The following is a 12,795-nucleotide window of genomic DNA, read 5'->3' on the forward strand; positions in this document are numbered from 1 at the left end:
GCCATGCGCTTCCGCCACCCCGACGGCTCCACCGTCCATCTCTCGTACTGCACCAACGTCCACCCCGCCGAGAGCCTCGAAGGCGTACTGGCCCAACTGCGCGACCACTGCGAGCCGGTACGCAAACGCCTCGGCCGCGACCGGCTCGGGATCGGTCTGTGGCTGGCCCGCGGAGCGGCCCGCTCGCTGATCAACGATCCCGCCCAACTGCGCGGTCTGAAGGGTGAGTTGGAGCGCCGCGGCCTGGAGGTCGTCACCCTCAACGGATTCCCGTACGAGGGCTTCGGCGCCGAGGAGGTCAAGTACCGCGTCTACAAACCGGACTGGGCCGACCCCGAGCGTCTGGAACACACCACCGACCTCGCCCGGCTCCTCGCCGCTCTGCTGCCCGACGACGTCACGGAGGGCTCCGTCTCGACCCTGCCGCTCGCCTGGCGCACCGACTTCGACGACGCCGCGGCCCGCACCGCCCACGCCGCGCTCACCACCCTCGCCGAACGACTGGACGCGCTGGAGGAGCTGACCGGCAAGTCCATCCGCATCGCGCTGGAACCCGAGCCCGGCTGCACCGTCGAGACCACCGCCGACGCGATCGGGCCGCTCACCGACGTCGCCAGCTCCCGTATCGGCATCTGCGTCGACACCTGCCATCTCGCCACCTCCTTCGAGGACCCGGCGACGGCGCTGGAGGCCCTCGCCGAGGCCGGAGTCACCATCCCCAAGGCGCAGCTCTCCGCCGCGCTGCACGCCGAACACCCCCATCTGCCCGAGGTACGGGAAGCCCTCGCCGCCTTCGCCGAGCCGCGCTTCCTGCACCAGACCCGCACCCGTACGGCGGCCGGCCTGCGCGGCACCGACGACCTCGAAGAGGCCCTGGCCGGCCAGGCGCTGCCCGACGGCGCCCCCTGGCGCTCCCACTTCCACGTCCCGCTGCACGCACCACCCGCCCCGCCCCTGACCTCGACCCTCCCCGTACTCCAGGAAACCCTCGCCCGGCTCGTCGGCGGCGCCGAACCGCTGACCCGCCACCTGGAGGTCGAGACGTACACCTGGCAGGCGCTCCCGCCCGAGCTTCGCCCCCGCTCACGCGGCCGGCTCGCCGAGGGCATCGCCGCCGAACTGACGCTGGCCCGCGACCTCCTGGTCGACCTGGGTCTCAAGGAGCTGCCATGACCGCCGACCCCGCACCCGAGCCGAAGACTGAGCCCGGCGAGGCCCCGACGAGCCCCACCCCGCTGCTGGTCCTGGACGTCGTCGGCCTCACCCCCCAGCTCCTGGCCCATATGCCGAACCTCCAGAAGCTCGCCGCCGCGGGCTCGCAGGGCCCGCTGACCACCGTGCTGCCCGCCGTCACGTGCAGCGCGCAGTCCACGTTCCTCACCGGCACCCTGCCGTCCGAGCACGGCATCGTCGGCAACGGCTGGTACTTCCGCGAACTCGGCGACGTGCTGCTGTGGCGCCAGCACAACGGACTCGTCTCCGGCGACAAGCTCTGGGACGCCGCCCGCCGCGTCCACCCGGGCTACACCGTCGCCAACATCTGCTGGTGGTACGCGATGGGCGCCGACACCGACTACACCGTCACGCCCCGCCCCGTGTACTACGCCGACGGCCGCAAGGAGCCCGACTGCTACACCCGGCCGCCGGCCCTGCACGACGAACTGCACGACAAACTCGGCACGTTTCCCCTCTTCCACTTCTGGGGCCCCGGCGCCGACCTCGTCTCCTCGCAGTGGATCATCGACGCCACCCGCCACATCATCGACACCCGCCACCCCGACCTTGCGCTGTGCTACCTCCCGCACCTGGACTACGACCTCCAGCGCTTCGGCCCCGACGACCCCCGCTCCCACCAGGCGGCCCGCGACCTCGACGCGGCCATGGGCCCCCTGCTGGACGACGCGCGCCGCGAAGGCCGCACCGTCGTCGCCCTGTCCGAGTACGGCATCACCAACGTCTCCCGGCCCGTCGACATCAACCGGGCCCTGCGCCGCGCCGGACTTCTGGAGGTCCACACCCAGGACGGCATGGAGTATCTGGACCCGATGGCGTCCCGTGCCTTCGCCGTCTCGGACCACCAGATCTCGCACATCTACGTCCGCCGCCCCGAGGACATGGACGCGACCCGCGAGGCGCTGAAGGACCTCAAGGGCATCGAGGAGATCCTCGACGACGAGGGTAAGAAGAACTACGGCCTGGACCATCCGCGCTCCGGCGAACTGGTCGCCGTCGCCGAACCGGACGCCTGGTTCACGTACTACTACTGGCTCGACGACGCCAAGGCGCCCGACTTCGCCCAGCTCGTCGAGATCCACCGCAAGCCGGGCTACGACCCCGTCGAGCTGTTCATGGACCCCCTCGACCCGTACGTGAAGGTCAAGGCGGCCAAGGCCATCGCCCGCAAGAAGCTCGGCATGCGCTACCGGCTCGCCGTGGTCCCCCTGGACCCCTCACCCATCCGCGGCAGCCACGGCCGCCTTCCCACGAGCGACGACGAAGGTCCGCTCATCCTGTGCTCCACCCCCGAAGCCGTCACCGGCCGCACCGAGGCCACCGACGTGAAATCCCTGCTCCTCAATCTCGCAGGACTGCACTGACATAAGGAGTTCCACGCATGAGCCGCAAGAAGTCAGTCGACCCGGAGCTCGCAGCCAAGCTCAGCCGGCGCAACATGCTGGGTGTCGCCGCGGGCACGGGTGCCGCCGCCATCCTCGGTCTCTCGGCGGCCACCCCCGCCGCCGCGGCGGCCGGACAACACGATCGGGGTCACGGTCACGGCCACGGAAAGACCGAGCCGGTCCTCACCCCGGGCCACCTCGGCATCCAGCTCTACTCGCTGCGTGACAAGGTCAACTCCCTCGGCTTCGCGAAGGTCTTCGAGGAGCTGGAGCGCTTCGGCTACGACGAGATCGAGTACGCGGGCTACACCCAGGGCAGCGCCGGCGACATCACCATCCCCCAGCTGCGCAAGCTCGCCCGGGACCACGGTCTGCGCCCGATCGGCAGCCACGTCAACTACGCCGACGACAACAACCCGGACGCGTACAGCTTCGCCCAGAACCTGGAGAAGGTGCTGGACGACGCCCAGGCGCTGGGCCTCGACCACATCGGAACGGCCTCCGGCCCCTTCCGCCACGGCGACACCGTCGACGCCTGGAAGCGGGCGGCCGATGACTTCAACACCTACGGCGCCGCCGCCCGCAAGCGCGGCATGAAGTTCTACCAGCACAACCACGCCGAGGAGTTCTCCTTCGCCAGCGACAAGCCGGGCGTCCGCCTCTACGACGTCCTGCTCGCGGAGACCGACCCCAAGCTGGTCTATCTGGAGATGGACATCTACTGGGCCTTCGCCGCCGTGCACCGCTTCAGCAAGACCGGTGACGGCAAGCCCGCTCCCTTCGACCCGCTGCGCTACGTGCTCAAGCAGCCCGACCGCTACCCGCTCTTCCACGTCAAGGACGGCGTGAAGAACGAGGAGGCGCGCGACGGTTACGACATGGTCGACGTCGGCGACGGCGACATCGACTACAAGAAGTTCATCTCGGCCGTGAACAAGACCCACAACGGCCGCAGGGACCACCACTGGCAGGCCGAGCACGACAACCCCGTCGACTCGATCCTGTTCGCCGAGAAGTCGGCGGACCACCTGCACTCGCTGCGCGAGAAGCGCTGCTGACACGCCCACGACGAGGCCCCCTGCGCGACTCCTTCCGGAGCCGCACAGGGGGCCTCGTGCGTGTGTTCGCGATCCCGTGATCCGGATCCGCTCAGGCGTCCTCCCGCCCGATCGGGTTCGGATTCGCCTGGATCTTCTTGATGTCCGGCCGGCCCGGAGCCTTCAGGAAGGTCGCGAGGCACGCCGAGAACAATCCGACGCCACCCGCGATGATGAACGCGGTCTCATAGCCCCAGTTGCTCACCACGACTCCACCCACACCGGCACCGACCAGGCCGGAGATGAGCTTGGAGCTGTAGACCATGCCGTAGTTCGACGCGTTGTTGTTCTCGCCGAAGTAGTCCGCCGTCATGGCCGCGAACAGCGGGAAGATCGCGCCACCGCCGAAGCCGGAGATCATCGAGCAGATCAGGAACAGCGGCATGCTGCCCGCTGATCCGGAGGCCAGCACGCCGAACTGCGACATGCCCAGGACCAGACAGACGAAGATCAGTGTCTGGCGGCGTCCCACCTTGTCGGATATCCAGCCGATGACGCCGCGTCCCGTGCCGTTCACGATGGCCTTCAGCGACATCGCCGTGGCCACGATTCCGCCGGCGAAGCCCATTTCCTTACCGAAGGGCACCTGCATCGAGATACCGAAGATGTTGATGCCCGCCGTGCAGAGCAGGCAGAACCACATCATCCACAGGACCGGGACCCGTGCCGCTTCCTTCGGTGTGTACTGCCGGACGGCCGGCGGGTTCTTCTCCAGCGCGCGCCGGATCCTCGGGTCGTCGGAGACCTTCAGCGGGTCGGCGCCCTCGGGCCACCAGAACTTCGGCGGGTCCTTGAAGAACCATCCGGCGGCGGCCACCATCGCACAGCAGACCACTCCGGTGAAGACCAGCACGTTCTTGTAGTTGCTCAGGTCCATGTACGAGGTGAACAGGAAGACGAACGGCACCGAACCGTAGGCGAAACCGCCGTTGACGAGGCCGGTCTTGCCTCCCTTGCGCTCCGGATACCACTTGCCGACCATGTTCACGCAGGTCGCGTAGACCAGACCCGCGCCGATACCGCTGAACATTCCGAAGCCGATGTACGCCACGATCACGTGCGGCGCGTAGGCCAGGGAGATGTATCCCAGTATGGTGCCGAGCGCGCCGAGCATCATCGCGTAGCGGGCGGGCAGCTTGCCGCTCTCACGGAGCTGTCCCGCGGGGAAGGCCACGGCGGCCTGGAAGAAGATCCAGACACCCAGCAGCCAGAAGATGTGCCCGCTGTCCCACATGTGTGCCGTGTGCAGGGTGTCCTCGGCCGCGGTGAACGCGTATTCCGAGGAGCTGATCCCCATCATGCCGATCCACGGGAAGAGCACCATCGTCCATCGCGGCCTGCCCATGATCTGCAGGTCGGACTGGCCGATCCGGTAGATGCGACCGTTCTTGTCGGTCACCTCCCTGTAGGGGACGGATGCGGAGATGTCGGTTGTCGCCATTGTCGATCGAACCCCTTGCGTCGAAGAAGTCAGGCCAGCGCCCCCTGTCCGTTCTCTTCGTGCGGGGGGCCTGCGATGAGCGGAATCCACAGGCCCCCTGGGTCGCACCGTCAGCTCATGCGGTGCCTCCCCACAGCTCCTCGGCTCCCGCCGGCCGACCGTTGTACGGCCGCTGCCCGTTGCTCACAGCAGCCCCGCCGCCCGTGCCCAGCGGTACTTCGCGCCGAGCACCTCGACAGGCTTCTCGGTGGTGTACGGGTACGCCACGACGCCCCGTTCGTAGAGGTACTGGCACGCGGCCTCCACCTCGACGTCGCCCGCGAGCGAAGCCACCACCGGCTTCTCGATGCCGCGTTCCTTGAACTCGGCCACCACCCGCGCCGTCAGCTCGGCGAAGACCATCGGCGGGGTGACGATTGTGTGCCAGTAGCCCAGGACGAGGGAGTGGATCCGGGGATCCTCCAACCCGAGCCGGATCGTGGCCTCGTACGTGGACGGCGGCTCGCCGCCCGTGATGTCCACCGGGTTGCCCGCCGCCCCGAAGGGCGGGATGAAGGCGCGGAACGCCTCGTCCAGGTCCGGCGGAATCTCCATCAGCGACAGGCCGTTGTCGACGATCGCGTCCGACAGCAGCACACCCGACCCGCCGGCGCCCGTGATGATCACGACGTTGTCGCCCTTGGGGGTGGGGAGTACGGGCAGCCCGCGCGCGAACTCCAGCATCTCGCTCAGCCCCGGCGCCCTGATGACGCCGGACTGCCGCAGGATGTCCTCGTACACCGCGTCGTCGCCCGCGAGGGCCCCGGTGTGCGAGCCCGCCGCCTTGGCACCGGCCGCCGTACGCCCGGCCTTGAGGACGACCACGGGCTTCTTCGGTACGGTCGCGCGCGCCGCCTCGACGAAGGCGCGGCCGTCTTTGAGGTCCTCCAGGTGCATCGCGATGCAGTCGGTGTTGTCGTCCTCACCGAACCAGGTCAGCAGGTCGTCCTCGTCGAGGTCCGACTTGTTGCCGAGTCCGACGATGGCCGACACACCGGTCCTGGTGGTCCTCGCGAAGCCGAGGATCGCCATACCGATGCCGCCGGACTGCGAGGTCAGTGCCACGCCGCCCTTGACGTCGTACGGGGTGCAGAACGTGGCGCAGAGGTCCTGCCAGGTGGAGTAGTAGCCGTAGATGTTCGGCCCGAGCAGCCGGATCCCGCTCTCCTCGCCGATCGTCACGATCTGCTGCTGGAGTTCGTGCTCACCGGTCTCGGCGAAACCGGAGGGGATCAGGACGGCGTTGGGGATGTTCTTGCGGCCGACCTCGGTGAGCGCGTTGGCGACGAACTTCGCGGGGATCGCGAATATCGCCACGTCAGGCTCACCGGGAACATCCATCACGCTCTTGTACGCCTTACGGCCGAGTATGTCATCGGCTTTGGGATTGACCGGGTAGATCTCGCCCGCGAAACCTCCGTCGATGAGGTTCCGCATGACCGAATTGCCGATCTTGCCGTCCTCGTTGGAGGCACCGATGACCGCCACCGAACGCGGCTCCATGAGCCGGCGCATGGAGATGAGGATCTCCTCGCGCGTGTAGGTGCGGCGGGGGACCGGCACCTCCTCGGTGAGCAGGATCCGTACGTCGGCCGCCATGACCCCGCTCGCCGAGGCGAAGACCGGGTTGAGGTCCACCTCCGCGATATTGGGGAAGTCGGCGGCCAACTGCGAGACCCGCACCACGAGATCGGCCAGCGCGTCGCGGTCGACCGCCGCGCCGCCCCGTACCCCGCGCAGGATCTCCGCGGCCCGGATGCCGTCCAGCATGGACAGCGCGTCGTCCTTGGTGGCCGGCGCGAGCCGGAAGGTGACGTCCTTCAGCACCTCCACCAGGACGCCGCCGAGACCGAAGGCCACGACCTTGCCGAAGGTGGGGTCGGTGACCGTACCGATCAGGATCTCGGTGCCCGCGGGCACCATCTGCTGCACCTGCACACCGAGGATCTGCGCGTTCGGATCGTACGCCCGCGCGTTCGACACGATCGTGGTGAAGGCCGCCCGTACCTCGGCCGCCGAGTTGACGCCGATCTGCACGCCGCCCGCGTCCGTCTTGTGGAGGATCTCCGGCGACACGATCTTCATCGCGACCGGGAACCCGATCCGGGCGGCCGCGGCCACCGCGTCGTCGGCCGACTCCGCGAGCGCCTCGCCCGGCGTCGGGATGCCGTACGCGTCCGTGATCGCCTTGCCCTCGGGCGCGGTCAGCGACGTACGCCCCTGCGCCAGCGCGGCCTTGATGATCGCGTCGACGTTGTCCTTGTCGGGCTTGAAGGCAATGCTGTCCGCCACTAGATGACTCCGTTCGTTTTCAACAGGCGCAGTTCCTCGTCGCCGAGACCGAGCTCGCCGACGTACACCTCCGCGTTGTGCTCACCGAGCAGCGGGGACGCGGTGATGTGGACGGGGGAGTCGGAGAGCTTCAGCGGGCTCCCGACCGTGGTGAAGCTCCCGCGCTGCGGGTGCTCGACCTCGACGACCATCTCGTTGGCCGCGAGCGAGGGGTCCTCGATGATCTCCTTGGTGGAGAGGATCGGGCCGCACGGGATGTTGTGCGCGTTGAGCTTCTCCAGCACCTCCCACTTGGGAAGCGTCGCGGTCCACTCCTCGATGAGCTGGAACATCTTGCCCAGCTTGGTGAGGCGGGCCTCGGGAGTCGCCCAGTCCGGGTCGTCGGCCAGTTCGGGCCGGCCGATCAGCTCGCTGACGGGCTTCCAGCCGACCGGCTGCACGATCACATACACGTAGTCGTTGGGGCCGCCCGGCGCGCACTTGACCGCCCAGCCCGGCTGACCGCCGCCGCTGGCGTTGCCCGAGCGCGGGACCGCGTCGCCGAAGTCCTCGTTCGGGTACTCGGCCAGCGGGCCGTGCGACAGACGCTGCTGGTCGCGGAGCTTGACCCGGCAGAGGTTGAGCACGGCGTGCTGCATCGCGACGTTCACGCGCTGCCCGCGCCCGGTGGCGGTGCGCTGGTAGAGCGCGGCCAGGATGGCGGCCACCGCGTGCATACCGGTGCCGGAGTCGCCGATCTGCGAGCCGGTCGCCATCGGCGGGCCGTCCTCGAAGCCGGTGGTCGACATCGAGCCGCCCATCGCCTGCGCGACGACCTCGTACGCCTTGAAGTTGGTGTACGGGCCTTCGCCGAAGCCCTTGATCGAGGCGTACACGATCTTCGGGTTGATCTCCTGGATCTTGTCCCAGGTGAATCCCATCCGGTCGACCGCGCCGGGGCCGAAGTTCTCGACCATCACGTCGGAGCGGCGGATGAGTTCGGTGAGGATCTCCTTGCCGCGCTCGCTCTTGGTGTTGAGGGTGACGCTGCGCTTGTTGCAGTTGAGCATCGTGAAGTACAGCGAGTCGACATCGGGGATGTCGCGCAGCTGCTTACGGGTGATGTCTCCCGTCGGCGCTTCCACCTTCACCACGTCCGCACCGAGCCAGGCGAGGATCTGGGTGGCCGAGGGGCCGGACTGCACATGCGTCATGTCGAGGACACGGACGCCGCTCAGCGCCTGGGGGCTCGGTGTGTCGGGGGAGTTCTCCGGGGCTTCGAGAGCCTGGGTCATCATGGCCTCCCTTACTTGTACATGGTCTGGTTCATGGTTCCGGGGGCGTACGCGTCGGGGTCGACCCAGACGTTGATCAGCGACGGCAGCCCGGACTCGCGGGCCCGCTGGAGGGCGGGTGCGATGTCGGCCGGGTCCCTGACCTCTTCGCCGTAACCGCCCAGCATCTGGGCGAACTTGTCGTAGTGGACGTCGCCGAGGGTGTTGCCGACCCGCTCGCGCTCGTCGCCGTACTTGGCCTTCTGGCCGTAACGGATCTGGTTCATCGACGAGTTGTTGCCGACGATGCCCACGAACGGCAGGTTGTAGCGGACGAGCGTCTCGAAGTCCCAGCCCGTCAGCGAGAAGGCTCCGTCGCCGAAGAGAGCCACGACCTCCTTGTCAGGCCGCGCCTTCTTCGCCGCGAGGACGAAGGGGACGCCGACACCGAGCGTGCCGAGCGGGCCCGGGTCCATCCAGTGGCCCGGTGACTTGGGCTGCACGACCTGGCCGGAGAAGGTGACGATGTCGCCGCCGTCGCCGATGTAGATCGAGTCCTCGGTGAGGAATTCGTTGATCTCGCTGACCAGCCGGTAGGGGTGGATCGGCGAGCTGTCCTTCTTGAGCGACGGCAGCCGCTTCTCGATCGCCGTCTGCTCGGCGGCCCGCAGCTCCTCCAGCCATGCCTTGCGCTTGACCGAACCGCCGTTGATCCGGCCGCTCGCCGCCTCGGTGACCGACTTCAGCACGAGACCGGCGTCGCCGACGATGCCGAGGTCGATGTCGCGGTTCTTGCCGACCGTGCGGTAGTCGAGGTCGATCTGGACGACCGTCGCGTCGGGCGAGAGCCGCTTGCCGTAACCCATCCGGAAGTCGAAGGGCGTGCCGACGATGATGATGAGGTCGGCGTTGGTGAAGGCGTAGCGGCGGGAGAGCTGGAAGTGGTGCGGGTCGCCGGGAGGCAGGGTGCCTCGCCCCGCACCGTTCATGTAGGCCGGGACATTCAGCGTCCGTACGAGCTCGATCGCGTCGTCCGTGGCCCGCGTGGTCCACACCTGGCTGCCGAGCAGGATCGCCGGCTTCTCGGCGTGCACCAGCAGATCGGCGAGCTTCTCGATGGCCGCGGGGTCACCGGGCGAACGGGTCGAGGCCCGGTACTGGCCGGCCTTGGGTACGCGTGCTTTGTCGACCGGGACCTTCGCGTCGAGGACATCGCGCGGAATCTCCAGGAAGGACGGGCCGGGAGCGCCGTTGTAGCACTCCCGGAAAGCCATGGAGACCATGTCGGCCGCGCGGGCCGTGTCGGGGACGGTCGCCGCGAACTTGGTGATCGGCGTCATCATGTCCACGTGCGGCAGGTCCTGCAGCGAACCCATCTTGTGCTGGGTGAGTGCGCCCTGGCCGCCGATGAGCAGCATGGGTGACTCGGCACGGAACGCGTTGGCGACACCGGTGACGGCGTCGGTCGTGCCCGGTCCGGCGGTGACGACGGCGCAGCCGGGCTTGCCGGTGATGCGCGCGTAACCGTCGGCGGCGTGGGCGGCGACCTGCTCGTGACGTACGTCGACGACTTCGATGCCCTCGTCGACGCAGCCGTCGTAGATGTCGATGATGTGGCCGCCGCAGAGGGTGTAGATGACCTCGACACCTTCTGCCTTGAGTGCCTTGGCGACCAGATGACCACCGGAGATGAGTTCCTGGCTGTCGTCGGGCATGAGGTTGTCCTGTCCCTTCGTAGGGGAGCCGGGGGGCTCTTGGGGGTGCTCCCGAGTGCTCCCGCGATGGATTGCATACAGTCGACGAATACTGTATGAAGCTTGTTATCCCGCATTCGGTGGGTGGTGTCCAGGGGGCGTGCGGCACTTTCATTCCTTTCTGTTGCAGTGGGAGCCGGCATGGATCTGTACGAGCACCAAGCCAGAGACCTGTTCGCGGAGTACGGCATCGCCGTGCCGGAGGCCGAAACCGTCGAGTTCGCGAGGGAGGCCGCGCTCGCGGCCGAACGGCTCGGCGGCCGGGTCGTCGTCAAGGCACAGGTGAAGACCGGAGGCCGGGGCAAGGCCGGCGGGGTGAAGCTCGCGGCCGATCCGGCCGCCGCGGAACTGACCGCTCGCCAGATCCTCGGGATGGACATCAAGGGCCACACCGTCCGCACGGTGATGCTGGCCCAACCGGTGGACATCGAGACCGAGTTCTACGTCAGCTATGTGCTCGACCGCGCCGCGGGGACCTTCCTCGCGATCGCGTCCGCCGAGGGCGGGATGGACATCGAGGAGGTGGCGGCGACCCGCCCCGAGGCGGTGGCCAGGATCCCCATCGACCCGGCCGAAGGCGTTACGGCGGCCAAGGCGGCGGAGATCGCGGCGGCGGCTGCGCTGCCGCCGGAGACCGCCTTCGTACTCCAGTCGCTCTGGCAGGTCCTGATCAAGGAGGACGCCCTGCTGGTCGAGGTCAACCCGCTCGTCAGGACAACGGAGGGCCGCATCCTCGCACTTGACGGAAAAGTGACCCTCGACGACAACGCCCAGTTCCGCCAGAGCCGTTGGGGCGACGACCAGCAGGACCCCGGCGCCGACCCGCTGGAGGCGGCGGCAGCCGCCAAGGGCCTCAACTACGTCAAGCTCGACGGCGAGGTCGGCATCATCGGCAACGGCGCGGGGCTCGTCATGTCGACCCTCGACGTCGTCGCCGGCTGCGGCGCCCGCCCCGCCAACTTCCTCGACATCGGCGGTGGCGCCTCGGCGCAGGTCATGGCCGACGGGCTCTCCGTCATCCTGTCCGACCCCGACGTCAAGTCCGTGTTCGTCAACGTGTTCGGCGGCATCACGGCCTGCGACGCCGTCGCCGAAGGCATCGTCCAGGCCCTGGAATCGGTCCGGCTGACCAAGCCGCTCGTCGTACGCCTCGACGGCAACAGCGCCGCGCGGGGCCGCGCCATCCTCGACGACCGTGCGCATCCCCTCGTGGAGCAGGCCACGACGATGGACGGCGCCGCGCGCCAGGCCGCCGTACTCGCGAACGCCGGCTAAGTCCGGGAGTACGCGAACGACACGGACAACGCGGACAACGGAGAAGAGGAAGCAGAGACCATGGCGATTTTCCTGACCAAGGAGAGCAAGGTCCTCGTCCAGGGCATGACCGGTGCCGAGGGCATGAAGCACACCCGCCGGATGCTGGAGGCCGGAACCGACGTCGTCGGCGGCGTCAACCCGCGCAAGGCGGGCCAGAGCGTCGACTTCGACGGCCGGGCGGTCCCGGTCTTCGGTTCCGTCGCCGACGGCATCGCGGCGACCGGCGCGGACGTCACCGTCGTCTTCGTACCGCCGCCGTTCGCCAAGGCGGCGGTCCTGGAGGCCGTCGACGCGGGCATCGGCCTCGCCGTCGTGATCACCGAGGGCATTCCCGTCCATGACGCGGTCGTCTTCCAGGCGTACGCTGGGAAAAGCGACACCCGGATCATCGGGCCCAACTGTCCCGGGCTCATCAGCCCCGGACAGTCCAACGCCGGCATCATCCCGGCGGACATCGCGACCAAGCCCGGCAGGATCGGACTGGTCTCCAAGTCGGGCACGCTGACGTACCAGTTGATGTACGAGCTGCGCGAGATCGGCTTCTCGTCGGCGGTCGGCATCGGGGGAGACCCCGTCGTCGGCACGACGCACATCGACTGCCTCGCCGCGTTCGAGGCCGACCCGGACACCGAACTCATCGTGCTCATCGGCGAGATCGGCGGCGACGCGGAGGAGCGTGCGGCGGCGTACATCGCCGACCACGTGACGAAGCCGGTGGTCGGCTACATCGCGGGCTTCACCGCGCCCGAGGGCAAGACGATGGGCCACGCGGGGGCGATCGTCTCGGGCTCCTCGGGCACGGCGGAGGCGAAGAAGAAGGCACTCGAAGCGGTCGGCGTCCGCGTCGGCTCGACGCCTTCGGAAACGGCCCGCCTGGTGCTGGACCGCATAGCGGTCACGGCCTGATGCGACGCCCGGCCGGGCGGACCTCACCGGCCGGCCGGGCGACGTCGTCAGTACCGGGCTGTCCGGCGACGCCGTCGC

Annotated in this window: 9 protein-coding genes; 5 read left to right on the top strand and 4 right to left on the bottom strand. The window is 68.6% G+C overall.

Going from position 1 to position 12,795, the window contains the following annotated elements; genetic code table 11:
• Positions 1-3: 3 nt before the first annotated feature.
• The 3 genes from eboE to ACIBBB_RS02235 are packed head-to-tail and all read left to right on the top strand — an operon-like array spanning position 4 to position 3,676.
• Positions 4-1,173: a metabolite traffic protein EboE gene (gene eboE / locus ACIBBB_RS02225; protein ID WP_398977802.1), complete on the top strand. Its 1,170-nt coding sequence runs from the start codon at positions 4-6 to the stop codon at positions 1,171-1,173.
• On the top strand, positions 1,170-2,597 hold the full coding sequence (locus tag ACIBBB_RS02230) for an alkaline phosphatase family protein (RefSeq protein ID WP_398977803.1): 1,428 nt from the start codon (positions 1,170-1,172) through the stop codon (positions 2,595-2,597). The genes eboE and ACIBBB_RS02230 overlap by 4 nt, the downstream gene beginning before the upstream one ends.
• A gap of 17 nt (positions 2,598-2,614) precedes the next feature.
• A complete protein-coding gene (locus ACIBBB_RS02235) occupies positions 2,615-3,676 on the top strand; it encodes a sugar phosphate isomerase/epimerase family protein (RefSeq protein ID WP_398977805.1) in 1,062 nt (353 codons plus the stop codon).
• A gap of 91 nt (positions 3,677-3,767) precedes the next feature.
• Here ACIBBB_RS02235 and ACIBBB_RS02240 read toward each other — a convergent pair whose 3' ends face one another.
• The 4 genes from ACIBBB_RS02240 to ACIBBB_RS02255 all read right to left on the bottom strand — a co-directional run bounded on the left by ACIBBB_RS02240 (position 3,768) and on the right by ACIBBB_RS02255 (position 10,455).
• The gene (locus ACIBBB_RS02240; RefSeq protein WP_398977806.1) at positions 3,768-5,156 is read right to left on the bottom strand and encodes an OFA family MFS transporter; all 1,389 of its coding nucleotides are present in this window, start codon (positions 5,154-5,156) and stop codon (positions 3,768-3,770) included.
• Positions 5,157-5,339: 183 nt separating this feature from the next.
• Positions 5,340-7,439 (bottom strand): acetate--CoA ligase family protein, encoded by a 2,100-nt coding sequence (locus ACIBBB_RS02245; protein ID WP_398978783.1) that lies wholly within the window; start codon positions 7,437-7,439, stop codon positions 5,340-5,342.
• 47 nt (positions 7,440-7,486) lie between these two features.
• Entirely contained in the window at positions 7,487-8,761 is a 1,275-nt protein-coding gene (gene frc / locus ACIBBB_RS02250) for a formyl-CoA transferase (RefSeq protein ID WP_398977808.1), read from the bottom strand.
• Positions 8,762-8,772: 11 nt separating this feature from the next.
• Entirely contained in the window at positions 8,773-10,455 is a 1,683-nt protein-coding gene (locus ACIBBB_RS02255; RefSeq protein WP_398977810.1) for a thiamine pyrophosphate-binding protein, read from the bottom strand.
• Positions 10,456-10,635: 180 nt separating this feature from the next.
• On the opposite strand from ACIBBB_RS02255, the gene sucC reads away from it, so the two are divergent.
• Entirely contained in the window at positions 10,636-11,769 is a 1,134-nt protein-coding gene (sucC, locus tag ACIBBB_RS02260; protein WP_398977812.1) for an ADP-forming succinate--CoA ligase subunit beta, read from the top strand.
• A 60-nt stretch (positions 11,770-11,829) separates the two neighbouring features.
• A complete protein-coding gene (gene sucD / locus ACIBBB_RS02265) occupies positions 11,830-12,717 on the top strand; it encodes a succinate--CoA ligase subunit alpha (protein WP_398977814.1) in 888 nt (295 codons plus the stop codon).
• Positions 12,718-12,795 lie beyond the last annotated feature (78 nt).

It is taken from the genome of Streptomyces sp. NPDC051217, assembly GCF_044455465.1.
Lineage (GTDB): Bacteria > Actinomycetota > Actinomycetes > Streptomycetales > Streptomycetaceae > Streptomyces.

Coding starts and splice junctions, on each gene's coding strand:
- ACIBBB_RS02240 (WP_398977806.1), bottom strand. CDS start 5,156: ATGGCGACAACCGACATCTCCGCATCCGTCCCCTACAGGGAGGTGACC.
- eboE (WP_398977802.1), top strand. CDS start 4: ATGCGCTTCCGCCACCCCGACGGCTCCACCGTCCATCTCTCGTACTGC.
- sucD (WP_398977814.1), top strand. CDS start 11,830: ATGGCGATTTTCCTGACCAAGGAGAGCAAGGTCCTCGTCCAGGGCATG.
- ACIBBB_RS02255 (WP_398977810.1), bottom strand. CDS start 10,455: ATGCCCGACGACAGCCAGGAACTCATCTCCGGTGGTCATCTGGTCGCC.
- ACIBBB_RS02230 (WP_398977803.1), top strand. CDS start 1,170: ATGACCGCCGACCCCGCACCCGAGCCGAAGACTGAGCCCGGCGAGGCC.
- ACIBBB_RS02235 (WP_398977805.1), top strand. CDS start 2,615: ATGAGCCGCAAGAAGTCAGTCGACCCGGAGCTCGCAGCCAAGCTCAGC.
- frc (WP_398977808.1), bottom strand. CDS start 8,761: ATGACCCAGGCTCTCGAAGCCCCGGAGAACTCCCCCGACACACCGAGC.
- sucC (WP_398977812.1), top strand. CDS start 10,636: ATGGATCTGTACGAGCACCAAGCCAGAGACCTGTTCGCGGAGTACGGC.